Genomic DNA, 22757 nt, shown 5'->3' on the forward strand with positions numbered 1-22757 from the left:
CATTCTCGCGGGTGGCGCCCGGCGGCGCCGATCACACCTGACAGGTGGGGCACCAAAACACGTTGCGACCTTCCAATTCGGCGGTCCGCACCGGGGTCGCACACACCCGGCAGGGCTCGCCGGCGCGCCGGTAGACGTAGGTCCGCGGACGGTTCGGCGCGTACGACGGTGGCCCGTGATCGTGTTCGGGCCGCACCACGACGATCTTGCCGCGCCGCACGCCGACCTTCATCAACTCGACCAGGTCGGTCCAGGCGTCGGCGAACTCGACCTCGGAGACGTCGCGGCCCAGCCGGTAGGGGTCGATGTGATGCCGGAACAGCAACTCGCTGCGATACACGTTGCCCACACCTGCGATCACGCTCTGATCCATCAGCAGCGCACCGATCGACTTGCGGGACTTGGAGATTCGGGCCCATGCCAGTGACGGGTCGGCGTCGCGGCGCAGCGGGTCGGGCCCGAGTCGGGCCACGATGGCCGACACCTGCGCCTCGTCCATCACCTCGCAGGCCGTCGGGCCACGCAGGTCGGTGCCCCATTCGGTGCCGACGATCCGCATGCGCACCTGGCCGACCGGCAGGGGCATCGGCACGGGCGCCTCGGTGAAGGTGCCGTACAGCCCGAGGTGCACATGCACGATCGGGCCACCGTCGTAGTGATGGAACAGGTGCTTGCCCCAGACCGAGGCACGGGTGAACACCCGGCCGTTGACGATCGAGGAGTCGCTGAACCTGCCCTGCGGGCTCGACACGGCCGCAGGGGCGCCGGCGAACCGGCGCTGGTGCAGCCGCGCGAGCCGGTGAAGGGTATGCCCTTCCGGCACGACTCAGGCCGGGGCGCCGGGGACCGGCGGCGCGACGTGGGTGCGTTCGTATTCGTCGAGGATGTCGATACGACGTTGGTGCCGTTCGGCTTTCGACCACGGGGTGGACAGGAATGCGTCGACGATCGCCAACGCCTCCTCCTGGGTGTGCATGCGGCCGCCGATGCCGATCAGCTGCGCGTTGTTGTGTTCGCGGGCCAGCGATGCGGTCTCGGTGCTCCACGCCAGCGCGCAGCGGGCGCCGGGCACCTTGTTGGCCGCGATCTGCTCGCCGTTGCCGGAGCCGCCCAGCACGATGCCGAGGCTCTGGGGGTCGGCGACCGTGCGCTGAGCGGCGGCGATGCAGAAGGCCGGGTAGTCGTCGTCGGCGTCGTAGGTGTACGCGCCGCAGTCGATCGGCTCGTGACCACCGTTCTTCAGGTGTTCGATGATGGCTTGCTTGAGTTCGTATCCGGCATGGTCCGAGCCGAGGTAGACACGCATGGCCGATACCTTACTAAGTCCCGCCCAAACCGACGTTTGGCAGGGAAACTTCGAGTAGATCGCTGCAGAACGTCGATCTCGGCGCGGGTCAGCCCACGGTGATGGCGTCGAGGCGTTCCTTGATGAACGCTGACGACGTCACCGGCGCCAGCCCGGCCACCCGCCCGACCGGCGGTTGCAACGGAGTGACGAGCGCATCGTGGTTGGCCTCGTAGAAGTAGATCAGCGAGATCAGGTCCTCCTCTGGGGCGTGCGGCTGCGGGGGCAGCACCCGATGCCGACCCGACGGCCAGCGTCGTCCGCTCCAATACTCCAGGAGGTCGCCGATGTTGATCGTCAGCGCCGCCGGGTCGTAGGGGGCATCCTCCCAGCCGTTGGCTTCGGAGAAGACCTGCAGCCCACCGGCTCCGGGCTCGCGATCCAAAATCGTCACGGTGCCGAAGTCGGTGTGCGGGCCGATCCGGAACTGCCCGGGCTCGGGCTCCCCCACAACGCTGACCGGCGGATAGTGATTGATGTTCATGGTCCAGGTCGGCCGGTCGGCCAGGGCAGCGAAGGGATTGGTCGCCAGGCCCAGCGCATGCGCCATCAGGGCCAGCAGATCGTCGGCCAGCCGGCGCACGGCCGCGGTGTATTCGTCGACCAGCGGCCGTAGCTCGGCCACCTCGTCGGGCCAGACGTTGGGCGCGAACCAGATCCGGTCGACCTCGGGATCGCCGACGGCCGTCTCGGCGCCCAGGCTGTAGCTCTCCTTGAGGTCCGGCGGCGTCTCGGTGCCCTCGGCATAGGCGTTGGCCTCCGCACCGGGAGCGATCCAGCCGTGGCCGCCGACCGGCACGGCGTACCGGCGCTTGACGTCGTCGGGCAGGCTGAAGAACCGTCGCGACGCAGCGCGCACACCCGCGGCTAGCTGCGGATCGATGCCGTGACCGGTGACGAGGATGAACCCCGCCTGCTGCAGCCCCTTGTCGAGTTCCGCGGCGACGGCGTCGGCCTCCGCTCCCCCCGCGTACCAGCGGGAGATGTCGATGGTCGCGATCACTCCGCCACTCCGATGTCCTCGTTCCACAGTTCCGGGTTGGCGGCGATGAAGTCGGTCATCATCGCCACGCAGCGCTCGTCGTCGAGCAGGGCGACCTCGACGCCGTGTTCGGCCAACCAGTCGTGACCACCGACGAACGTGCGACTCTCCCCGATCACCAGCGCGCCGATATTGAACTGGCGCACTAGCCCGCTGCAGTACCAGCACGGCGACAGCGTGGTCACCATGACCGTTGAGCGGTAGTCACGCTGGCGGCCGGCGGCACGGAAGGCGTCGGTCTCGGCGTGCAATGACGGATCACCCTGCTGCACGCGACGGTTGTGCTCGCTGCCCAACAGCATCCCGTCGGAGCTGAACAGCGCCGCTCCGATCGGAATTCCGCCTTCCGCCAACCCCTTTCGCGCCTCATCGACCGCGACATCGAGCATTTCGGCCGGCGTCATACCGCGAGGCGCTCGGCGGCGATCTTCGATCGGCATAGCACAAGATAACTTGCACCGGCGATCAGGAAGCCGACGAAGAACGTGATGTCACCGAGTTGCGGCAGCGCGCGGGCGATGTAGCCGACGAACTTCTCCTGATTGGAGAACAACAGCACCGACACCACCAAGCCGATGAGGAACGACGCGAAGCCACCCCAGTTGGTGTAGCCGCGGTCGTAGAGGAATCCGGCGATGGGCTGGCCTCGACGCAGGTATTGGTCGGCGAACACCACCCCCAGCCACGGGCCGATCCAGTAGGCGATGATCAGCAGGAAGGCCTCGTAACTTGCGGCGGCGTCGGCCAGCGCCCACCAGGCGATGCCGAAGCCGGCGACTCCGAAGAACACCGTAACCGTCGCGCGCGCGATGTGATGCGGCAGCTTGACCCCGATCGTCACGAAAGCCATTGCGCCGGAATAGATATTGATCGCGTTGGCGGCGATGGCACCCACTGCGATGGCCAGCAGGGTGGCCTTGGCCAACGGCGAAGCCAGCTCACTGGTGAACGCTTCGGTGGGATTGTCGGACAGCGCCGGACCGATGGTCACCGATGCGGCGCCGACGATTTCGAGGATCGTGCAGGACAAGAACAGTCCCAGCGAGGCGAACAGCCCGGTGCGGGCGGTCGAGACGGTGGCCGGGAGATAGCGGGTGTAGTCCGCGGCGTAGGGCGTCCAGCCCGCTGCATAGCCGAACGCGGTCCCGACGGTGAGCAGGAACCCACCCAGGCCGCCGACGCCGCCGTCGACCGCCGGCGCGTCGAAGTGCGACTTGGTGAGGATCACCACCGAGGCGACCGCGAAGATCACCGCGAGCACCGGGAACGACCAGCGCTCGAAGGCTTGAACCAGGTTGTGGCCGAAGAAGGCGAACCCGGTCTGGATCAGCACGACGATCACCAACGCAGGCAGCGGGCCGATTCCGAACAGGGTGGACAACGCAAAGGCGCCGCTGACGCTGTTGGTGGCGAACCACCCCACACCGGCGGTCACCGACATCAGGACTGCCGGCACGGCATTGCCTTTGAACCCGAATGCCAAGCGGCCCAACACCATCTGCGGTACGCCGTGCAGCGGGCCGCGGGCGGACAGGAAGTAGTGCGCGATCGCACCCAGCCCGGTGCCGATCACGATGCCGGCGACGGCCTGCCAGAACGTCATGCCGTAGACGGCGACCGCGAGCACGCCGACGAAGATCGTCGCGAACTCGAGGTTCGGCGACGTCCACGTCCAGAACAGCTGGCGGGGCTTGCCGTGCCGATCCTCGTGCGCGATGAACTCGTTGCCACCGGGTTCGACGGCTACCAGCTTGTCGCGGTAGGTGCCGTCGGTCTGCACGCTCGGTTCGGTCGGGTCAGCCACTGTCATGGACTAAAAATCGACCCAACCGAGCCGTAGCGCAACCGGAGGAAACCTCCCGGAAACTTAATCGAATTGCGGCGCTTCGGTCCTCGTCCGCTTCAGCTCCCAGAAGTGCGGATAGGCCGCGAACGTCACCGAGGCATCCCACAGCTTGCCAGCTTCCTCACCGCGCGGAATGCGGGACAACACCGGACCGAAGAACGCGACCCCATTGATGTGGATCGTCGGCGTGCCGACGTCCTCGCCGACCGCATCCATCCCCTCGTGATGGCTCTTGCGCAGCGCATCGTCGTACTTGTCGGTGGTGGCCGCCTCCGCGAGTTCGGCAGGCAGCCCCACCTCGGCCAGCGACTCCTTGATGACGACGTCGAAGTCTTTGTTGTTCTGGTCGTGGATGCGGGTGCCCATCGCGGTGTAGAGCGGCGAGAGGACCTCGCGGCCATGGGCCTGCTCGGCGGCGATGGCGACGCGGACCGGACCCCACGCCTTCTTCATCATCTCGAGGTACTCCTCGGGCAGGTCGCGTCCTTCGTTGAGGACGGCCAGGCTCATCACCCGGAAGTCGACGTCGATATCACGGACCTTCTCGACCTCGAGAATCCAGCGCGAGGTGATCCAACACCACGGGCACAGCGGGTCGAACCAGAAACCGGCTACTGACTTCTCGGACATGCGGGCTCCTCCCAGCGACGGACGCAGACTTTCAACTCAACTCATGCCGTGAGATCACTGTTCCCGTATTCACCCGCCAACACCAGAAACCTTGGGTTGCCGGCACAGAAAACGCATAGGTGGCAATTCTTGACCCAACCGTGCTGTCGTTGTGACCACTGTGCAGAAGTGTTCCACAAGTGATTGGAGTGATCCGAGTAGTGACCGCCGCGGCGTTCGTCGCGGGTGCAACCGCTATGGCAGCGCCGGCTCATGCCGACGCCGTCGACGACGCCTTCGTCGCCGCCCTCAACCGGGCCGGCATCCACTACGACAACGCCGAAGCCGCCACGCAGCTGGCCAAGCAGGTGTGCCCGCAACTCGTCGGACCGGGCAAATCGTTCGGCGCCGCGGTGTCGCGGGTGCAGGGCGGCGGCATCCCGCCGCAGATGGCCGCGTTCTTCGCGGGCATGGCGGTCAAGCTCTACTGTCCGGCGATGATGAAGTCGGTCACCGACGGCACCTTCTTCGACTGGATCCAAGCTCCGCACATGTGAGTAAGTCACGTTAGGTTGGACGCGTGGCACTACCCAACCTCACTCGTGACGAAGCCATCGAGCGCGCAGCTCTGGTCACCGTCGGCAACTACTCGATCGTCTTGGACCTGACGGGCTCCGACACGACGTTCCGGTCCACGACGACCGTCGAGTTCGAGGCGCTGCCCGGCGCCGACACCTACATCGACCTGGCCGCCGACACCGTACACAGCGCTGTGCTCAACGGCCGCGACATCGACGTGTCCGGGTACGACGAGTCCACCGGCATTCCGTTGCACGGTCTGGAGAAGACCAACGTTCTGGTGGTCGACGCGGACTGCCGCTACTCCAACACCGGCGAGGGTCTGCACCGCTTCGTCGATCCGGTCGACGGCGAGGTGTACCTGTACTCGCAGTTCGAAACCGCCGACGCCAAGCGGATGTTCGCCTGCTTCGACCAACCCGACCTCAAGGCCACCTTCGACGTGACGGTCAAAGCGCCGTCGCACTGGCAGGTGATCTCCAACGGCGCGACGGTGTCGAACGACGGCGGCGTGCACACCTTCGCCACCACCCCGAAGATGAGCACCTACCTGGTGGCACTGATCGCCGGCCCGTACGCCCGCTGGGACGACGTCTACACCGACGAGCACGGCGAGATCCCGCTCGGGCTGTTCTGCCGCTCGTCGCTGGCCGAGTACATGGACGCCGAGCGACTGTTCACCGAAACCAAACAGGGTTTCGGCTTCTACCACCGCAACTTCGGCGTCCCCTACGCGTTCGGCAAGTACGACCAGCTCTTCGTGCCCGAGTTCAATGCCGGTGCCATGGAGAACGCCGGTGCGGTGACGTTCCTCGAGGACTATGTCTTCCGGTCGAAGGTGACCCGCTACAGCTACGAGCGCCGGGCCGAGACCGTGCTGCACGAGATGGCGCACATGTGGTTTGGCGACCTGGTCACGATGACCTGGTGGGACGACCTGTGGCTCAACGAGTCGTTCGCGACGTTCGCCTCGGTGCTGTGCCAGGCCGAGGCCACCGAATACGACCAGGCGTGGACGACGTTCGCCAACGTGGAGAAGTCGTGGGCCTACCGCCAGGACCAGCTGCCGTCGACCCATCCGGTGGCCGCCGACATCCCGGACCTGCACGCCGTCGAGGTGAACTTCGACGGCATCACCTACGCCAAGGGCGCCAGCGTGCTCAAGCAGCTGGTCGCCTACGTCGGGCTGGAGCACTTCCTGGCCGGCCTGCGCGACTACTTCGCCGCGCACGCCTTCGACAACGCGACGTTCGACGATCTGCTGGGCGCGCTGGAGAAGGCGTCCGGGCGCGACCTGTCCGACTGGGGCCGCCAGTGGCTCAAGACCACCGGACTGAACACTCTGCGCGCCGACTTCGATGTCGACGGCGAGGGCCGGTTCACCCGGTTCGCGATCAACCAGGGCGGTGCGGCGCCCGGTGCCGGCGAGACCCGGGTCCACCGCCTGGCGGTCGGCATCTACGACGACGACCCGACGACGGGCAAGTTGGTGCGGGTGCACCGCGAGGAGCTCGACGTCTCCGGTCCGGTCACCGAAGTGCCTGCGCTGCAAGGGGTTTCGCGTGGCAAGCTGGTGCTGGTCAACGACGACGACCTCACCTACTGCTCGCTGCGGCTGGACGACGATTCGCTGCGGACCGCGCTGAGCCGCATTGCCGATATCTCCGAGCCGCTGCCGCGGACGCTGGTGTGGTCGGCGGCCTGGGAGATGACGCGCGACGCCGAGCTCAAGGCGCGCGATTTCGTGGCCCTGGTGATGAGCGGCGTGCAGGCCGAGACCGAGGTCGGGGTGGCGCAGCGGCTGCTGCTGCAGGCACAGACCGCCCTGAACTCCTACGCCGACCCGGCGTGGGCCTGCTCCACCGGCTGGCCGGCGTTCGCCGACCGGCTGCTGGACCTGGCCCGCGAATCGTCGCCGGGGTCGGATCACCAGCTGGCGTTCGTCAACGCGCTGTGCACGTCGGTGCTGCAGCTGCACCACGTCGCGGTACTGGCAACCCTGCTCGACAACGAGCCGGCCGAGGTGAATCTGCCCGGCCTGGTGATCGACACCGATCTTCGGTGGCGGATCGTCACCGCGCTGGCCGCATCCGGCGACATCGACGGCGACGGCCCCGAGACGCCGTTCCTCGACGCCGAAGCGCAGAACGATCCGACGGCCGCCGGTCGCCGGCACGCGGCCGCGGCGTCGGCGGCCCGCCCGCAGATCGAGGTCAAGCAGGCGGCGTGGCGTGAGGTGATCGAGGACGACACGTTGGCGAATATCACCGCGCGGGCGATCATCGGCGGCTTCGCACCCGCGGGGCAGAGCGCGCTGCTGCAGCCGTTCACCGAGCAGTACTTCGCCGCGATCCCCGGAGTGTGGGAGCGCCGGTCCAGCGAGGTGGCGCAGACCGTGGTGATCGGTCTGTACCCGTCGTGGGACGTCAGCGAGGAGGCGTTGGCGACGGCCGACACATTCCTGTCCGGCGAGCTGCCGTCGGCGCTGCGCAGGCTGGTGCTCGAAGGTCGCGCCGGTATCGAACGATCGCTGAAAGCGCGCGCCTTCGACGCTGGGTGAGCGCGCGCTGCCATGATCACGCCATGGCAGGAGCCAATACTCGTCGGGCCCGCGCGGCACGCAGGCGTACCCGCCGCGTCAAGGCGGCGGTCAACGACCTGACCGACGAGCAGTGGGCGGCGATCAAGCTCGCCTGGAACGGCTGCGCCTACTGCGGGGCGACGGGCAAGCCGCTGCAGCGCGATTGCGTCATGGCGATATCGCGCGGCGGCCGGTACACGATCGACAACGTCGTGCCCGCGTGCGGGGCATGCAACGCGAGCAAGTGCAATGACGAGGTGACGGGCTGGCTGCGCCGCAAGCGGCTCGACGAACGCCGGTTTCTCGAGCGCTACGTGCAGATCCGCGCGGACCTGCTCGCGGCGATCTGACTACGGGCGGGAGATGGCCGCCGACATCACGCGGACAGCGCTGACCAAGCCGTCGATCAGGTTGCCCTCTTTGAACGCCGACGCGGCGGCCGACACCCCGAGCGGGGCCGCCGACTCGGCGCCACGGCTGCGCAGGTCCGCGCCGTAGACCACCTCGATGGCCTTCTGATCCGGCGACACGGCCAGCAGCACCGCGTTGTTCGCGGTCGGCACGTCGGCGAGGATCTCGCGGGCGCGGGCCGCGGTGTCGGCACCGAGGTCACCGATGTAGACGGCGAAGCGGGCCTTGGACTGCCGGCTGCCGTACTTCAGCGCGTCGTCCAGTTCGACCAGCTGGCTGATCGGGAACGGGTAATGCACCGACAGCTCACCGGGCTCGGTCACCCCGGACAGGCGGCCGCTGGTGGTCACTGCCCAGCCGTAGGGCAGGTTGGCCGGATCGACGGTCGCTACCGTGCCGTGTTCACCACTTGCCACTTGCTCCACCTCCCACATTCACCTCGTGCGCGCCGTGGCCGTGATGGCCACCGCCGGGAACCACCTCGTCGGAGGCCCACAGGATAGGCGCGTGCGTCCACTTCTCGGACAGCTTGTACGTCTTGGGATGCTTACCCCGGCCGGGGAAGATCATCAAAGACAGGAGAACCACGAGCAGCAACGGGATGCCGACAAACAGCCCGTGCACGACGGCAGCATTCACGATGCCAACCGTAGCAGTCAGGCCGCGCCCTCACCCAGGTAGCGCACCCAAGCGGGGTCGAGTTCCTTGATGGTGCACAACAACCGCCAGTGCTGACCCTTCGGCGGCATCGGCACCAGCCGCAACGTCCAGCCCAATTCGGTCAGCAGCTTGTCGGCCTTGCGGTGGTTGCACGTCGCGCACGCAGCCACGCAGTTCTCCCACGAGTGCTCGCCGCCGCGGCTGCGCGGCACCACGTGGTCGACGGTGTCGGCCTTGTTGCCGCAGTACGCGCACCGGAACCGGTCCCGGTGCATCAGCGCGGCCCTGGTCATCCGGATGCGCGCCCGGTACGGGACCCGGACAAAGCTGCGCAGCCGGATCACCGACGGCACGACGATCGCCCGCGTCGCCGAGTGGATGACCGGGCCGGAGGGATCGTCGTGCACCACATCGGCCTTGCCGCACAGCAGCATGATCACCGCCCGGCGCATGGGGAGCGCCGTGAGCGGTTCGTAGGTTGAGTTCAGTAACAACACCCGGCGACGTCCCCACACTGATCCGTCGGCCGGGCCAACTATGTGAGGGTCGGCGTGCAGGCTGGAACCGGCTACGGACCCGATCGGGCCCGCCGCGGCGCGGTGACCGCGGTTCCGTTTGCGCTGCGACATGCGTCCTCCGGCAACCAGTCCACCATGGATCGGCCGCATCTGCACGACAATTTTGCCCGTGTTCGCAGGTCAAATCCGTGAACATCGGGTGACGTGGGCTTGCCCGGAGGCGGATGTACACAATGGTGGGGTGACCGAAGATCCGCAGACGTTCTACGACGCCGTGGGCGGCCATGAAACGTTCCGCAAGATCGTGTCCCGTTTCTACGAGCTGGTGCGCGAGGACGAGGTGCTGCTCCCGCTCTATCCGCCCGACGAACTCGACGACGCGGAAGTCCGTCTGCGGATGTTCCTCGAGCAGTACTGGGGCGGCCCGCGAACCTACTCGGATCAGCGTGGACACCCCCGTCTTCGGATGCGACACGTACCGTTCAAGATCGGTTTCATCGAGCGCGACGCATGGCTGCGCTGTATGCACACCGCGGTAGCCTCGATCGACTCCCACACGCTCGACGACGCGCACCGAAGGGAGCTGCTGGCCTATCTCGAGATGGCTGCGCAGTCGATGGTCAACTCCCCCTTCTAGAGGACTCCGATGACCGAGCCAGCGCCGTGGTGGACGAACGCGATCTTCTATCAGGTCTATCCCCGCTCCTTCGCCGACAGCAACGGTGACGGCGTCGGCGATCTCGACGGCATAGCGGCGCACCTCGATCATCTGAGCCTGCTCGGCGTCGACGCGATCTGGCTCAACCCGGTGATGGTCTCGCCGATGGCCGACCATGGGTACGACGTGGCCGATCCGCGCGACGTCGACCCACTCTTCGGTGACCTCGGCGCATTGGAGCGGCTGATCACCGCGGCGCATACCCGCAATATCCGCGTCACGATGGATCTGGTGCCCAACCACACCAGCTCGGCGCACGCCTGGTTCCAAGAGGCGCTGGCTGCGGCACCGGGAAGTGTTGCGCGCCAACGTTATATCTTCCGCGACGGCCAGGGTCCCGATGGTGCGAAGCCGCCGAACAACTGGGTGTCGGTGTTCGGTGGGCCGGCCTGGACCAGGGTCGCCGACGGCCAGTGGTACCTGCACCTGTTCGACGCCGAGCAGCCGGACCTCAACTGGGACAACCCCGAAGTGTTCGAAGACCTGGAGAAGACGCTGCGGTTCTGGCTGGACCGCGGCGTCGACGGCTTTCGCATCGACGTCGCGCACGGGATGGCCAAGCCGCCCGGTCTGCCGGACATGACGGTTCCAGACCTCGAGATGCTGACCCACGACGACGACGATCCGCGGTTCAACCACGAGGGTGTGCACGACATCCACCGCAGTATCCGCTCGGTGCTCGACGACTATCCCCATGCGGTGACGATCGGCGAGATATGGGTGTTCGACAACGAGGACTTCGCCAAGTATCTACGTCCCGACGAACTGCACATCGGCTTCAATTTCCGGTTGGTACGAGCCGAATTCGATCCGGCGAGCATCCGCGGCGCGATCGAGAACGCGTTGGCCGCGGCCGCCCTCGCCGATGCCAGCCCGACCTGGACGCTGTCGAATCACGATGTCGAGCGGGAAGTCTCGCGCTATGGCGACGGAGTCGCCGGGCTTGCGCGAGCCCGCGCCATGGCGATGGTCATGCTGGCGCTGCCCGGTGCGGTGTTCCTCTACAACGGCGAGGAATTGGGCCTGCCCAATGTCGAGCTTCCCGACGAGGTGTTACAGGATCCGGTGTGGGAACGCTCCGGGCACACCGAACGCGGGAGGGACGGCTGCCGGGTGCCGATGCCGTGGTCGGGTGATGCGCCACCGTTCGGCTTCTCGTCGAATCCGGGCACCTGGCTGCCGATGCCGCCGGAGTGGTCGGCGCTGACGGTCGAGCGTCAACTCGCCGACCCGGATTCGACGCTAACCTTCTTCCGGACAATTCTGCAGTTGCGGCACAGCACGTTTCACTTCGCCGAGTTCGATGTCGAGTGGCTACACCTGCGTGACGACGCGCTGGCGTTCTCCTCCGGTGGGGTGTTGTGTGTGCTGAACGCCGGGCGCACCGCGCTGGCATTACCGGCCGGCGACGTGCTTGCCGCGAGCGCACCACTGCTCGGTGGGAAGCTACCGCCGGATTCGGCGGCGTGGATCGCGACCGGTTAGACGCCGGCGGCCAACAGATTGACCACCGAGGCCACGATGATCGACCCGAACACGAACGACAGCAGTCCATGTCCGAGCGCGGTGGCCCGCATCCGCGTCGAGGTCAGGTTGGTGTCGGAGATCGCGAAGCTCATCCCGACGGCGAAGCCGACGTAGAAGAAGTCCTTGAAGCACGGCTGGTCTTTGTGGCCCGGCGGGCTGTTGAAATCGATTCCCCCGGGCTGCTCGGGGTCGAAATAGTGTTTGGCGTAGATGATCGAGTAGAGCGTGTGGATGGTCAGCCACGACAGCACGACGCTGCCGACCGCCATCCAGCCCGCGCCTGAGTCGTGGCGAACCCCGCCTGCGGCATCCTGGCTGCGACCCAGCAGCACCCAGACACCGACCAGACTGGCCGCCGCACCGCCGAGCACCAACGTCGTAACCACCCAGGGCAACGGTTGCTCCTGACTGGCGTGCCGCTTGGTCTCGTTGAAGTCGAACGGCCACAACGTCACCCACGTCCAACCGGTGAAGATCAAGGCCAGCGCCGTCCACCCGCCGAGCAGCGAAAGCATGCCGTTGTGGCCCCACAGAATCGCGGTCACCACCGCGCCGACGGTCACCCCGACGGTGACCCGGGCGGCCGGGCGCTTCCAGAACGACAGGTTGCCGTGTGCCTTCTCGGTCACGGGCGGATCCTAACGCAGCACCAGCGCGGGATCCCCGCGCCGGCGATACACCGACCCGTACCGCGCGTCGATCCGCAGCCAGGTCGGCGACAGCCGCACCCGGACGATCTCGTCCTCGCCCGGCGGATCCGGCACGAATCCCATTGCGGTCAGCGCAAACACACAGCGCATTGGTACGCCGACCTCTGTGTCGTCCGAACTCACCTGCAGCACGTCCTGATCCAGGAGCGACGCGGGTGGTCCGTGTGCGCTGCTGTGCTCCTTGGCCAGATCGGCTCCGCGCTGAGCCAATTCGGTGAGCACCGCGGCGGGAATGTCGTCGAGATGGGTGAAGCCGGTGTCCCCCGGCAACACACCGCGCCACGCGGAGTCCATCGGATAACCGGGATCGACGTGCCCGGCCACGTCGGGGTTACGCAATCCCCGAGCCAATTCGTCTGCCCCGCAGGACAAGTCGGCGGGGTCGACCTCACCGGCGACAACCCGGACCGCCAACACGTCAAGACCGGTGCCGACCCACGCTGCGATCAGCCCGTCGGCGCGCCGCTTCAATCGGACGACTGCGGCCTCGTCGAGGCGCAGCGCGTGGTCGAGGAACACCGCCAGGTCGCTGCGCACGACGGCATCGGGGATGGTGAGGCTCATCGCTGCCAGCGCTGCAGGTACTCCCGGTGCTTGGGCGAAAGCCGAACCAGCCGTTGCTCTTCGATGTGCACCGCGGCCAGCTGGGTTTCGGCGATCACCGAGGGCCGAGAGTCCGGGTCGGCGTTCAGAGAGCGCACCTCGTAGCCGAGGGTGAAGTCGACCGCGCGTAGCCGCTTGGTCCACATCGTCACCTGCAGCGGCGAATCGGCCAGCCGCAGTTGGCCTCTGTAGAGCACCTGCACCTCATGGATCAGCAAGCCGATCGTGGTGATGTCCTCGGCGAACGGCTCGGCCAGGAAGTCCACCCGCGCCTCTTCGAGGATCGTCACCATGGTGGCGTGGTTGATGTGCTGATACATGTCGATGTCCGACCAGCGCACATTCACGCCGGTGGTGAATCCGTTAGCCACTTGATCCTGTTCCACTCGTCCTGGTCATGCTTCGGATCTGGCGTGCCGCCACCGACAGGGTGGCGAGATCACGTTCGTCGTCGGCATAGATCTCGGCCAGCGTGCGACGTGCCCGCTCGACCCGCGATCCGTTGGTGTGCTCCCACTCGGCGATCTTCTCCTCCCCCGTCTCCTCCGGTTCGCCGACCGCCAGCACGTCGAAACACAGGGCCCGCAGCGATCCGTAGATGTCGTCGCGGATCGCCAAGCGAGCCAACGCATGCCAGCGGTCATCGCGCGGAAGACCGGACACCGCGGTCAGCAGACCGTCGGTGCTCAGGTGGTCCATCAGGGCGAAGTAGGTGTCGGCGACCTCGGCGGGGTCGCGGTCGACGATGTCGGCGATGTCGATGACGTCGAGAAGGCTGTACTGATAGAGCCCGGTCGCCACCGTGTACGCCAGATCGGCAGGCGCGCCGTGGGCCTCGAATTCGCCGGCCTCCTTGGCCACGATGGCCTTGTCGTCGCCGCGCAGCCACTCCGACATCCGCGGGGTCAGTTCGGCCAGCGTTGCGGCGAATCGGTTGATCTCGGCGCCGACGGCCAGCGGCTGCGGGCGGTAGTTCAACAGCCAGCGTGCCGCCCGGTCGAGCAGGCGTCGTAGATCCAGCGTCATCCGGTCCGAGACATTGATCGGCAGGCCGGTGCGGGAGGCCTCCACGATGCGCTGCCACACCTTGTCGATCCCGAAGATGGCGTCGGTGGCCACGAAGGTGCGGACCGCGTCGACGTAGCCGACGCCGGTGTCTTCGGTGACGCGGTAGGCGAACGAGATGCCGCCGGTGTCGATGACGTTGTTGACCAGCATCGTGGTGGTGATCTCACGACGCAGCTGGTGGCTGCGGATCTCGCTGGCGAAATGGTCGCGCAGCTGGCTCGGGAAGTAGCGCGGCAGCCGGGAAGCGAACACCTCCTGATCCGGCAGGTCGCTGGCCAGCACCTCCTCCTTGAGGGCCAGCTTCACGTGGGCCATCAGCGTCGCCAATTCCGGTGAGGTGAGCCCGATCCCGACCTCTTGGCGGCGGTCGATCTCCTTGACCGACGGCAGCGCCTCGAGCTCGCGGTTGAGTCCGCGCCGCTCTTCGAGTTCGACGATCTGGCGGGCGTGCACGTTGAGCAGCGACGCGGCGTTGGCGCGGCTGGTGCCCATCAGATCGTTCTGGTCGATGTTGTCGGCCAGCACCAGTCGCGACACCTCATCGGTCATCGAGGCCAGCAGCTCGGTGCGCTCGTCAGCGCTCACCTTGCCCGCGGTGACCAACGAATCCACGAGGATCTTGATGTTGACCTCGTGGTCGCTGCAATCCACACCCGCGGAGTTGTCCATGGCGTCGGTGTTGATCCGGCCGCCGCACAGGTCGAACTCCACCCGGCCGAGTGAGGTCACACCGAGGTTGCCACCTTCGCCGATCACCTTGGCGCGCACCTGGTTTCCGTTCACCCGGATGGTGTCGTTGGCACGGTCACCGACTTCGGCATCGGATTCCGACTCGGCCTTGATGTAGGTACCGATGCCGCCGTTGAACCACAAGTCCACCGGCGCTTGCATGATCGCCTTCATCAGGGCGGGCGGGGTGACCTCGGTGGCGTCGCCTTGGAGGCCAAGCGCCGAGCGCATCTGCGGACTGACCGGGATCGCCTTCTGCTGACGGCTGAACACACCGCCACCCTCACTGATGAGGGCGGGGTCGTAGTCCTCCCAGCTCGACCGGGGCAGCTCGAACAGCCGGCGCCGCTCGTGCCAGGACCGCTCCGCGTCCGGGTCGGGGTCGATGAAGATGTGCCGATGGTCGAAGGCTGCGATCAGCCGGATGTGGTGGGACAGAAGCATTCCGTTGCCGAACACGTCACCGCTCATGTCGCCGACGCCGACGACGGTGAAGTCCTCGCTCTGGGTGTCCACACCCATCTCCCGGAAGTGCCGTTTGACCGACTCCCAGGCGCCCTTGGCGGTGATGCCCATGGCCTTGTGGTCGTAACCGACCGAGCCGCCGGAGGCGAACGCGTCGCCCAGCCAGAAGCCGTACGAGTTCGCGACATCATTGGCGATGTCGGAGAAGGTCGCGGTGCCCTTGTCGGCGGCGACGACCAGGTAGGCGTCGTCGCCGTCACGGCGCACCACGCGGGGCGGGACGATGATCTGGCCGGTGGCCCGGTCGACGTTGTCGGTAATGTCCAGCAGGCCGGCGATGAACAGTCGGTAGCAGGCAATCCCCTCGTGGCGGAATGCATCCCGGTCCCCGGCGGCGTCACCGAGCGGCGCAGGTGGTTTCTTGACGACGAAACCGCCCTTGGCGCCGACGGGCACGATCACCGCGTTCTTGACGGCCTGAGCCTTGACCAGGCCGAGGATCTCGGTGCGGAAGTCCTCCCGGCGATCGGACCACCGCAGCCCGCCGCGGGCGACGAAACCGAAGCGCAGATGTACGCCCTCCACCCGCGGCGAATACACGAAGATCTCGAACTTCGGCCGCGGCAGCGGCAATTCGTTGATCAGCTGAGGATTGAGCTTGAGCGACAACACATTCTGCGCGTGCGCGGAATCCGGACTGGTGATGAAGTAATTGGTGCGCAGCGTGGCCTGGATCATCGTCGCGAACGCCCGCAACACCCGGTCGGTGTCGAGACTCACCAGCGCGTCGATGTCGGCAGTCACGGCGTCGGCCGCAGCGAGCGCATCCAGACCCTTGTCCGCGGACTCCGGATCGAACATCGCCTCGAAGAGGGTGACCAGCGAATGCGCGGTGCGCGGATTGCCGTTGAGCACCGACTCGATGTGCGACTGGCTGTAGGGAAAGGCCGCCTGCCGCAGGTACTTTGCGTACGCGCGCAGCACGGCGACCTGCTGCCAGGTCAGCCCGGCGCGCAGCACCAGTTCGTTGAAGCGGTCGATCTCGGCGCGTCCCTGCCAGATGGCGGTGACGGCATCGGCGAACCGCTGCGCGGTGGCGTCCCACTCCTCTTCGGTGGCAGCGTCGGGCATGGAGGCGTCCGGCCGGATCTTGAATTGGTAGATCCACACCTTCAGCCCGTCGGGGCGCACGACGGTGAACGGCCGCTCCTCGAGCACCAGGACACCCATGCACTGCAGCATCGGCAGCAGGTGGCTCAGCGATGCGGTCGACCCGCCGAGATACCAGGTGAGGTACGCCTCGTTACCCTCGTCGCCCTTCTCGAACTGCAGTTTGACCGAATCTTCTTGCAGCGCTTCGATGATCCCGATATCGGTGATCGCCTCGGTCGAGGTGACGGCCTGCTTGAAGGATTCCGGCAGCGCCTCGGCGTAGTGTTCGGCGATTCCCAGGTCGATCTTGCCGGATCGTGCCGAGCCGATCAGCCGGTCACCCCAGGTGCGTAGCGCCTCGGTCAGCAGGCCTTGCACGCGGGTGCGATTGTCCTCGCTGTCGTCGATCGACGCACGGGTGGAGCTGTCGGGCAGCCGCACCGTGAAATGAACGACGGCCCAGGGCGATTCGCTGACCCGCGCGGTGTAGTCGATGCTCAGCCCGCCGAACTCACGCACCAGGATGTCCTGCATCGCCAGCCGCACCACGGTGGTGTAGCGGTCGCGGGGTAGATACACCAGTGCGGACACGAAGTGGCCGAGTTGGGCGGCGCGCAGGAACAGCAGCGCCCGACGCCGCGAGCCGAGATCGACGACGGCGGTCGCCATCGCCAGCAGCTGCTCGGCGGTCAGCGAGAACAGCTCCGAGCGCGGGATGGTCTGGATGATGTCGAGCATCAGCTGACCGGGATGGCTGGGGTCGCTCTGCGACATCGCCAGTACTTCGCGCACCCGTCGCGAGATCAAGGGAATCTCAAGCACATTGGCACTCATCGCCGCCACCGTGAACAGCCCGACGAACCGATGCTCCACATCACCGGAAGGGGTGTGCTCGCGGATCACAACAATGTAGGGGTACGCGCCGTAGCGCAGGAAGCTGGGCATGGTGGCCTGCGCCAGTACCAGCAGGTCGCCCGGGTGGGTGAGTTCCGGCAGCACCTCGGTGCGCAGCCGCGCGACCCCCAGCCGGCTGGACTCGACGACGGTGGCGACGTCGTCGCGCACCGTGCAGTCCTGGCACCCCAGCAGTATGAAATGTCCCTCGGACAGCCAGCGCAGCAGATCGGCGGCATCACTGCGGTCAGGCCCGACGAACCGCTCTCCCGGGTCGGTGTCGAGATCGTGGGCCAGGTCGTCCAGGGCGGCGCTGAGCGCCGCCGAATCCAGGGCCACCTGGCGGGCGTCGGCCACCACCATCGGCAGCATCCGCTCGGCCTCGGCCAGCGCCTTGCGATTGACCGACGGCGAGAGTTGCACGTGGATCCACGACTCGTCGATGCCCTGCGAGTCGGACCCGGCCGGATCGTCGTCGAGTGTGCGCACATCGAGCAGCTCGCCGGTCGGGCTGCGGCGCACCCGGAACACCGGGTTCATCAGTGCGACATAGCCGACACCCAGCCGATGCATCAGCACCGTGACCGAATCCAGCAGCATGGTCGCCTGGTCGGTGACGATCTGCAGCGCGGGCCCGAACCCGCCGGGATCGTCGGCGGGATAGATCGCGACGAGGGTTTCGCCGACCGGCCGGACGCCGGCCAGCCGCTCTTGTGCGGCGATCAGCTCCGTCGGGACCGCTTGCTGTGCAGCCGCGGCGACCAGTGGGCCGGTGTCGGTGGCGTCGACGTCGGGAGCACCGCCGTGCGGACCGCGATACGTGGCGAGGTAGGCCTCGCCGAGCGACTCGGCAGCTTTCGGGTCAACCGTCATACCTGCGGCTCCTGATCAGCGTGCGAACCGACGCTGGTCCGCAGCCGCCAACATTAGTCGCGTGTGAGCCTGCGGTGGGTGACCCTGTGCGGACGAGCCGCGTCGGCTCCCATTCTTTCGATCTTGTTCTCCTCGTAGGCACCGAAGTTGCCTTCGAACCAGAACCACTTCGCTTCGTTGTCGTCGTCGCCCTCCCACGCCAGGATGTGGGTGCAGGTGCGATCCAGGAACCACCGGTCGTGGCTGATGACCACCGCGCAGCCGGGGAAGTTCTCCAGCGCGTTCTCCAGCGAGGACAGCGTCTCGACGTCGAGGTCGTTGGTGGGCTCGTCGAGCAGGATCAGGTTGCCGCCCTCTTTGAGGGTGAGCGCCAGGTTGAGCCGATTGCGCTCACCACCGGAGAGCACGCCGGCCGGCTTCTGCTGGTCGGGACCCTTGAATCCGAACGCCGACACATAGGCGCGCGACGGGATCTCGTTCTGGCCGACCTCGATGTAGTCCAGGCCGTCCGAAACAACCTGCCACACCGTCTTTTTCGGATCGATACCGGCGCGGCTCTGGTCGACGTAGCTGAGCTTGACGGTGTCGCCGACCCGCACGGTGCCGCTGTCGGGCTGTTCGAGTCCGACGATCGTCTTGAACAGCGTGGTCTTACCGACACCGTTGGGGCCGATGACACCGACGATGCCGTTGCGGGGCAAGGTGAACGACAGATCCTTGATCAGCGTGCGGCCCTCGAAGCCCTTGTCGAGGTGCTCGACCTCGACCACCACATTGCCCAGCCGCGGCGGTGCCGGGATCTGGATCTCCTCGAAGTCGAGCTTCCGGGTCTTCTCGGCCTCGGCGACCATCTCCTCGTAGCGACCGAGGCGGGCCTTGTTCTTGGCTTGGCGGGCCTTGGCGCCGGACCGCACCCAGGCGAGTTCCTCCTTGAGGCGCTTCTGCAGCTTCTGGTCCTTCTTGCCCTGCACCTCGAGACGCTCGGCCTTCTTCTCCAGATAGGTCGAGTAGTTACCCTCGTACGGGTAGGCGCGGCCGCGGTCGAGCTCGAGAATCCACTCGGCGACGTTGTCCAGGAAGTACCGGTCGTGGGTGACGGCCAGGATCGCGCCCTTGTAGGCGGCGAGGTGCTGTTCGAGCCAGAGCACGCTCTCGGCGTCGAGGTGGTTGGTCGGCTCGTCGAGGAGCAACAAGTCGGGCTTGGACAGCAGCAGTTTGCACAGCGCGACGCGGCGCTTCTCGCCACCGGACAGATGGGTCACCGGCTCGTCGGGCGGCGGGCAGCGCAGCGCATCCATCGCCTGCTCGAGCTGGGAGTCGATGTCCCACGCGTCCTCGGCGTCGAGCTCCTCCTGGAGCTTGCCCATCTCTTCCATGAGCTCGTCGGTGTAGTCGGTGGCCATCAGCTCGGCGACCTCGTTGTACCGGTTGAGCTTGGCCTTGATCGCCACGCCCTCTTCGACGTTCTCCCGGACCGTCTTGGTCTCGTCGAGCTGCGGCTCCTGCATGAGGATGCCGACCGTGGCGCCGGGCGCCAGCATCGCGTCGCCGTTGTTGGCCTGGTCGAGGCCGGCCATGATCTTCAGCACGCTGGACTTACCGGCACCGTTGGGGCCGACGACGCCGATCTTGGCTCCGGGCAGGAAGGCCAGCGTGACGTCATCGAGGATGACCTTGTCCCCGTGTGCCTTGCGGACCTTGCGCATCGTGTAGATGTATTCGGCCATTGCCGCGGTATTGCCTTCCGTCTTCGTCTTCGTCGTGAAATGCTCGCCGACCATCCTAGGCGCGCCGGGCATAGGCCTTGCGGTCGCGCTGGCCGAGGCCAGCGCGACCACCGTCGCCTCACGCCGAGAGGGCCATCTCCGTCGTCTCGCCGACGTCGTCGGCACCGGTGCGCCCCTCGGGCTGCGGCGGCTCGTCGGCCGGTTCGGCCGGCTTGGGCTGCGGCTGCTCGAAGCGGATGATCGCGCGGGACAGGTCGGGGCCCACCGCGGTGGCCCGCATCTCCAGCGAGGATCGCCGAACACCTTCCTTGTCGTCGTACTCGCTGGTGAAAACGTCGCCGACGACGATCACCGGCGCACCTTTATAGAGGCCGGCGCCGACGCCGGTGACGAGCTTGCCCCAGCAGTTGACGGTGATGAACAGCGAGTTGCCGGGCTCCCAGGTGCCGTCACCGGTGCGGCGCCGGGAGTTGCTGGCCACCCGGAAGCTGATGAGTTCCTGGTCGCCGACGACTCGGCGGCGAAGGTCGGTGACGATGCGGCCGACGACGGTCAGATGAGTTTCGAACATGGCATGGGTCCTTTCCATTCACGTGGGTTGTGCGCCTCCAGTGAGCCGCCGGACCCCGACAGCCGCGCGCCGCACCGGGTGCGGAGGCGGCAGCCTGTGGATGAAAACCGGACTGGGGATGGATTCAGCGGTCGTTCTCGCGTTGCGCCAGCTTGGCCAGCATCGCGTTGTAGGCCGCCAGGTCGGCGTCGTCGTCGCGCTCGGCGGCTCGGTCGAGCCGCTTGGCGGTGCGCCGATCGCTGCGACTCCACTGGACCAGTAGCGCCACCATCACCACCACGAGGGGGATTTCGCCTGCCGCCCAAGCGATTCCACCGCCCAGATGCTGGTCGTCGAGCAGGTTGGTGTGCCAACTCAGCTTCAGAGAACGGTAGAAACTCTCCCCCAGTACCTGCTGCATGCCCATCATCACCACCCCGAAGAAGGCGTGCAGCGGCAGCGAGGCGAACACCATCGCGATCTTGGCCACCGGCGGCAGCGGGCGCGGCGTCGGATCGACGCCGATGACCACCCAGTAGAAGAGGTAGCCGCTGATCAAGAAGTGCAGGTTCATCAGCACGTGCGCGCCGTGCAGACCCACCGCCGCATCGAAGATGCCGCCGAAGTACAAGCCGTAGAACCCGGCGACGAACACGATCGTGGCCACCACCGGGTGGGTGAAGAACCGAGACCACCTGCTGTGCAGGGCGTCGAGCAACCACTCGCGCGGCCCCGGCGGATTGCCCTTGCCCGCGGCAGGCAGCGCCCGCAGCGCCAGCGTCACCGGGGCGCCCAGCACCAGCAGCACCGGCACCAACATCGACAGCAGCATGTGCGCGGTCATGTGCATGCTGAACATGGCAGGCATGTAGCGGCCCAGGCCCGACGACGTGGTGAACAGCAGCACCGCGCAACCCAGCAGCCAAGCGAACGTCCGGCCCGTCGGCCACGCATCACCGCGGCGGCGCAGCCGGATCACCCCGGCCAGGTACACCGCGGCGAACACGATCGCGGCCGTTCCGAAGACCAGGTCGAAGCGCCAGTCCAGCAGGATCCGCGCAACCGTCGGTGGTCCGGCGAGGTCGTAGCCGATGCCCACCTCGGCCGGTGACGGGTTCGCCACCAGGGGTGGCGGCGGCGGGGTGCGGCCCAGACCCACCGAGATGCCGAATGTCAGGCCGAACATCAGCGCCTCCACCGAGGCCAGCCGGACCAGCACACCGCGGGCCTGCGGGTCGGCCTGCAGCGCGGCCACCGGTCCACGGCGCTGCCGCCAGCCGATGACACCGAGCACACACAGGGCGACGATCTTGGCCACCACCAGCCGGCCGTACTCGGTCGAGAACAGGTCGCCGAGCCGGATCCGGATGAAGGCGTTGATCACCCCGGAAAGGCCCATCGCCACGAAGCACCAGAACGCCACCGCCGAGAATCGTCGGGCCGCGAGGTCGGCGTGCTCACCGCCGCGCAGCGCATGCACCAGCAGCGCCAGCAGTCCGCCGGCCCACACCGCGCCGGCCAACAGGTGAATCATCAGGCTGTTGGTGCCCACGTCGTGCGAGCCGCCCGCCGACGAGTGCCCGGTCAACCCCAGCGGCACCAGCGTGATCAGCGAGCCTGCCAGCAGAAACGGTGTCCACGACCAACGCAACACCGGACGGCCGGCGACGGCGACCGCCAGCGCCAGAAACGCCGTCCAGCGCCAGGCTCCGGCCGTGTCGACCAGACTCGCCACCGACCACAGTTGCACCGGATTGAGGTGGTCGCGCAGCGGCTGACCGGAGACGTCCGAGACCGTGAGCGGGACCAGCAGAGCCGCACATACCGCCCACACTCCGGAGGCGACGACCCCGATGCGCAGCGCCCGGTAGCCGGCGACGTCGAGCACGCCGTTGTCCTGCGGCGGCACGAAGAACGTCGCGAACAGGAACGAGCCGACAGCCAGTACCGCCGCGATCTCCCCGGCTGCCTGAACGAACGGCAGACCGAGGGTGGTGACGGGGCCCGGATCGGGCAATCCGGTCGCGGTCAGGGCGTCAGCCAAGGACAGCGCACCGATACCGGCAGCCGTGATGCCGGCGAGGACGGCGACCATCGACAGCACCGGCCAGACCGCGGTGCTGCGGGCGGCGGGTGCGGTCATCGTTTCA

Annotated in this window: 21 protein-coding genes; 5 read left to right on the plus strand and 16 right to left on the minus strand. The window is 67.1% G+C overall.

The window, feature by feature from the left end; all coding sequences use genetic code 11:
• Positions 1 to 31: 31 nt before the first annotated feature.
• The 6 genes from K0O64_RS19885 to K0O64_RS19910 all read right to left on the minus strand — a co-directional run bounded on the left by K0O64_RS19885 (position 32) and on the right by K0O64_RS19910 (position 4863).
• Complete coding sequence (locus K0O64_RS19885) at positions 32 to 823, minus strand: Fpg/Nei family DNA glycosylase (RefSeq protein WP_220045697.1); 792 nt, start codon at positions 821 to 823, stop codon at positions 32 to 34.
• 3 nt (positions 824 to 826) lie between these two features.
• Positions 827 to 1306, minus strand: coding sequence for a ribose-5-phosphate isomerase (locus K0O64_RS19890; protein WP_071943000.1), 480 nt, complete (start codon positions 1304 to 1306; stop codon positions 827 to 829).
• 88 nt (positions 1307 to 1394) lie between these two features.
• On the minus strand, positions 1395 to 2348 hold the full coding sequence (locus K0O64_RS19895; protein WP_071942998.1) for an isopenicillin N synthase family dioxygenase: 954 nt from the start codon (positions 2346 to 2348) through the stop codon (positions 1395 to 1397).
• Complete coding sequence (locus K0O64_RS19900) at positions 2345 to 2791, minus strand: nucleoside deaminase (RefSeq protein WP_071942996.1); 447 nt, start codon at positions 2789 to 2791, stop codon at positions 2345 to 2347. Before K0O64_RS19900 ends, K0O64_RS19895 begins: the two co-directional genes overlap by 4 nt.
• Positions 2788 to 4197: a purine-cytosine permease family protein gene (locus tag K0O64_RS19905; protein WP_071942994.1), complete on the minus strand. Its 1410-nt coding sequence runs from the start codon at positions 4195 to 4197 to the stop codon at positions 2788 to 2790. Before K0O64_RS19905 ends, K0O64_RS19900 begins: the two co-directional genes overlap by 4 nt.
• Positions 4198 to 4254: 57 nt before the next feature.
• Positions 4255 to 4863, minus strand: a complete 609-nt coding sequence (locus K0O64_RS19910) for a mycothiol-dependent nitroreductase Rv2466c family protein (RefSeq protein ID WP_071942992.1) — start codon at positions 4861 to 4863, stop codon at positions 4255 to 4257.
• Between the two features lie 188 nt (positions 4864 to 5051).
• Between K0O64_RS19910 and K0O64_RS19915 the strand changes: the two genes are divergently transcribed.
• From K0O64_RS19915 to K0O64_RS19925, 3 genes are read left to right on the plus strand one after another with little or no spacing between them, the layout of a single operon-like run.
• Positions 5052 to 5399 carry a DUF732 domain-containing protein gene (locus K0O64_RS19915; protein WP_083542572.1) on the plus strand — a complete coding sequence of 116 codons (348 nt, stop codon included), beginning with the start codon at positions 5052 to 5054 and terminating at the stop codon, positions 5397 to 5399.
• A 23-nt stretch (positions 5400 to 5422) separates the two neighbouring features.
• On the plus strand, positions 5423 to 7981 hold the full coding sequence (pepN, locus tag K0O64_RS19920; protein WP_071942988.1) for an aminopeptidase N: 2559 nt from the start codon (positions 5423 to 5425) through the stop codon (positions 7979 to 7981).
• Positions 7982 to 8004: 23 nt separating this feature from the next.
• Positions 8005 to 8352, plus strand: coding sequence for an HNH endonuclease (locus tag K0O64_RS19925; RefSeq protein ID WP_071942986.1), 348 nt, complete (start codon positions 8005 to 8007; stop codon positions 8350 to 8352).
• Here the strand turns inward: K0O64_RS19925 and K0O64_RS19930 are convergent, their stop codons facing one another.
• Genes K0O64_RS19930 through K0O64_RS19940 form a run of 3 tightly spaced genes read right to left on the minus strand, consistent with a single transcriptional unit; the run spans position 8353 to position 9702 of the window.
• Complete coding sequence (locus K0O64_RS19930; RefSeq protein WP_071942984.1) at positions 8353 to 8829, minus strand: DUF5130 domain-containing protein; 477 nt, start codon at positions 8827 to 8829, stop codon at positions 8353 to 8355.
• Complete coding sequence (gene ctaJ, locus K0O64_RS19935; protein WP_071942982.1) at positions 8816 to 9052, minus strand: aa3-type cytochrome oxidase subunit CtaJ; 237 nt, start codon at positions 9050 to 9052, stop codon at positions 8816 to 8818. The genes K0O64_RS19930 and ctaJ overlap by 14 nt, the downstream gene beginning before the upstream one ends.
• Positions 9053 to 9069: 17 nt before the next feature.
• Positions 9070 to 9702 (minus strand): HNH endonuclease, encoded by a 633-nt coding sequence (locus K0O64_RS19940; RefSeq protein ID WP_071949697.1) that lies wholly within the window; start codon positions 9700 to 9702, stop codon positions 9070 to 9072.
• Between the two features lie 130 nt (positions 9703 to 9832).
• Between K0O64_RS19940 and K0O64_RS19945 the strand changes: the two genes are divergently transcribed.
• Together K0O64_RS19945 and K0O64_RS19950 are read left to right on the plus strand one after the other, a co-directional pair.
• Positions 9833 to 10228, plus strand: a complete 396-nt coding sequence (locus tag K0O64_RS19945; RefSeq protein ID WP_071942980.1) for a globin — start codon at positions 9833 to 9835, stop codon at positions 10226 to 10228.
• Between the two features lie 9 nt (positions 10229 to 10237).
• Positions 10238 to 11794 (plus strand): glycoside hydrolase family 13 protein, encoded by a 1557-nt coding sequence (locus tag K0O64_RS19950; protein ID WP_096311851.1) that lies wholly within the window; start codon positions 10238 to 10240, stop codon positions 11792 to 11794.
• Here the strand turns inward: K0O64_RS19950 and K0O64_RS19955 are convergent.
• The 7 genes from K0O64_RS19955 to K0O64_RS19985 all read right to left on the minus strand — a co-directional run bounded on the left by K0O64_RS19955 (position 11791) and on the right by K0O64_RS19985 (position 22750).
• On the minus strand, positions 11791 to 12465 hold the full coding sequence (locus tag K0O64_RS19955; protein WP_220045698.1) for a DUF1345 domain-containing protein: 675 nt from the start codon (positions 12463 to 12465) through the stop codon (positions 11791 to 11793). The genes K0O64_RS19950 and K0O64_RS19955 overlap by 4 nt on opposite strands.
• Positions 12466 to 12474: 9 nt before the next feature.
• A complete protein-coding gene (locus K0O64_RS19960) occupies positions 12475 to 13110 on the minus strand; it encodes a DUF8185 domain-containing protein (RefSeq protein ID WP_220045699.1) in 636 nt (211 codons plus the stop codon).
• A complete protein-coding gene (locus tag K0O64_RS19965) occupies positions 13107 to 13520 on the minus strand; it encodes an acyl-CoA thioesterase (RefSeq protein WP_220045700.1) in 414 nt (137 codons plus the stop codon). Before K0O64_RS19965 ends, K0O64_RS19960 begins: the two co-directional genes overlap by 4 nt.
• Positions 13513 to 18330: an NAD-glutamate dehydrogenase gene (locus K0O64_RS19970; RefSeq protein WP_220045701.1), complete on the minus strand. Its 4818-nt coding sequence runs from the start codon at positions 18328 to 18330 to the stop codon at positions 13513 to 13515. Before K0O64_RS19970 ends, K0O64_RS19965 begins: the two co-directional genes overlap by 8 nt.
• Positions 18331 to 18383: 53 nt before the next feature.
• Complete coding sequence (ettA, locus tag K0O64_RS19975; RefSeq protein WP_071949695.1) at positions 18384 to 20057, minus strand: energy-dependent translational throttle protein EttA; 1674 nt, start codon at positions 20055 to 20057, stop codon at positions 18384 to 18386.
• 118 nt (positions 20058 to 20175) lie between these two features.
• Positions 20176 to 20628: a single-stranded DNA-binding protein gene (locus K0O64_RS19980; protein WP_220045702.1), complete on the minus strand. Its 453-nt coding sequence runs from the start codon at positions 20626 to 20628 to the stop codon at positions 20176 to 20178.
• A 124-nt stretch (positions 20629 to 20752) separates the two neighbouring features.
• Positions 20753 to 22750: a bifunctional copper resistance protein CopD/cytochrome c oxidase assembly protein gene (locus K0O64_RS19985; protein WP_220045703.1), complete on the minus strand. Its 1998-nt coding sequence runs from the start codon at positions 22748 to 22750 to the stop codon at positions 20753 to 20755.
• Between the last annotated feature and the right edge of the window lie 7 nt (positions 22751 to 22757).

It is taken from the genome of Mycolicibacterium pallens, from assembly GCF_019456675.1.
GTDB lineage: Bacteria > Actinomycetota > Actinomycetes > Mycobacteriales > Mycobacteriaceae > Mycobacterium > Mycobacterium crocinum.

Excerpts from the sequence above, each read along its gene's own strand:
- K0O64_RS19890 (WP_071943000.1), bottom strand. The coding sequence starts at position 1,306 with ATGCGTGTCTACCTCGGCTCGGACCATGCCGGATACGAACTCAAGCAA.
- K0O64_RS19900 (WP_071942996.1), bottom strand. The coding sequence starts at position 2,791 with ATGACGCCGGCCGAAATGCTCGATGTCGCGGTCGATGAGGCGCGAAAG.
- K0O64_RS19905 (WP_071942994.1), bottom strand. The coding sequence starts at position 4,197 with ATGACAGTGGCTGACCCGACCGAACCGAGCGTGCAGACCGACGGCACC.
- K0O64_RS19910 (WP_071942992.1), bottom strand. The coding sequence starts at position 4,863 with ATGTCCGAGAAGTCAGTAGCCGGTTTCTGGTTCGACCCGCTGTGCCCG.
- K0O64_RS19925 (WP_071942986.1), top strand. The coding sequence starts at position 8,005 with ATGGCAGGAGCCAATACTCGTCGGGCCCGCGCGGCACGCAGGCGTACC.
- K0O64_RS19940 (WP_071949697.1), bottom strand. The coding sequence starts at position 9,702 with ATGTCGCAGCGCAAACGGAACCGCGGTCACCGCGCCGCGGCGGGCCCG.
- K0O64_RS19950 (WP_096311851.1), top strand. The coding sequence starts at position 10,238 with ATGACCGAGCCAGCGCCGTGGTGGACGAACGCGATCTTCTATCAGGTC.
- K0O64_RS19960 (WP_220045699.1), bottom strand. The coding sequence starts at position 13,110 with ATGAGCCTCACCATCCCCGATGCCGTCGTGCGCAGCGACCTGGCGGTG.
- K0O64_RS19970 (WP_220045701.1), bottom strand. The coding sequence starts at position 18,330 with ATGACGGTTGACCCGAAAGCTGCCGAGTCGCTCGGCGAGGCCTACCTC.
- ettA (WP_071949695.1), bottom strand. The coding sequence starts at position 20,057 with ATGGCCGAATACATCTACACGATGCGCAAGGTCCGCAAGGCACACGGG.
- K0O64_RS19980 (WP_220045702.1), bottom strand. The coding sequence starts at position 20,628 with ATGTTCGAAACTCATCTGACCGTCGTCGGCCGCATCGTCACCGACCTT.
- K0O64_RS19985 (WP_220045703.1), bottom strand. The coding sequence starts at position 22,750 with ATGACCGCACCCGCCGCCCGCAGCACCGCGGTCTGGCCGGTGCTGTCG.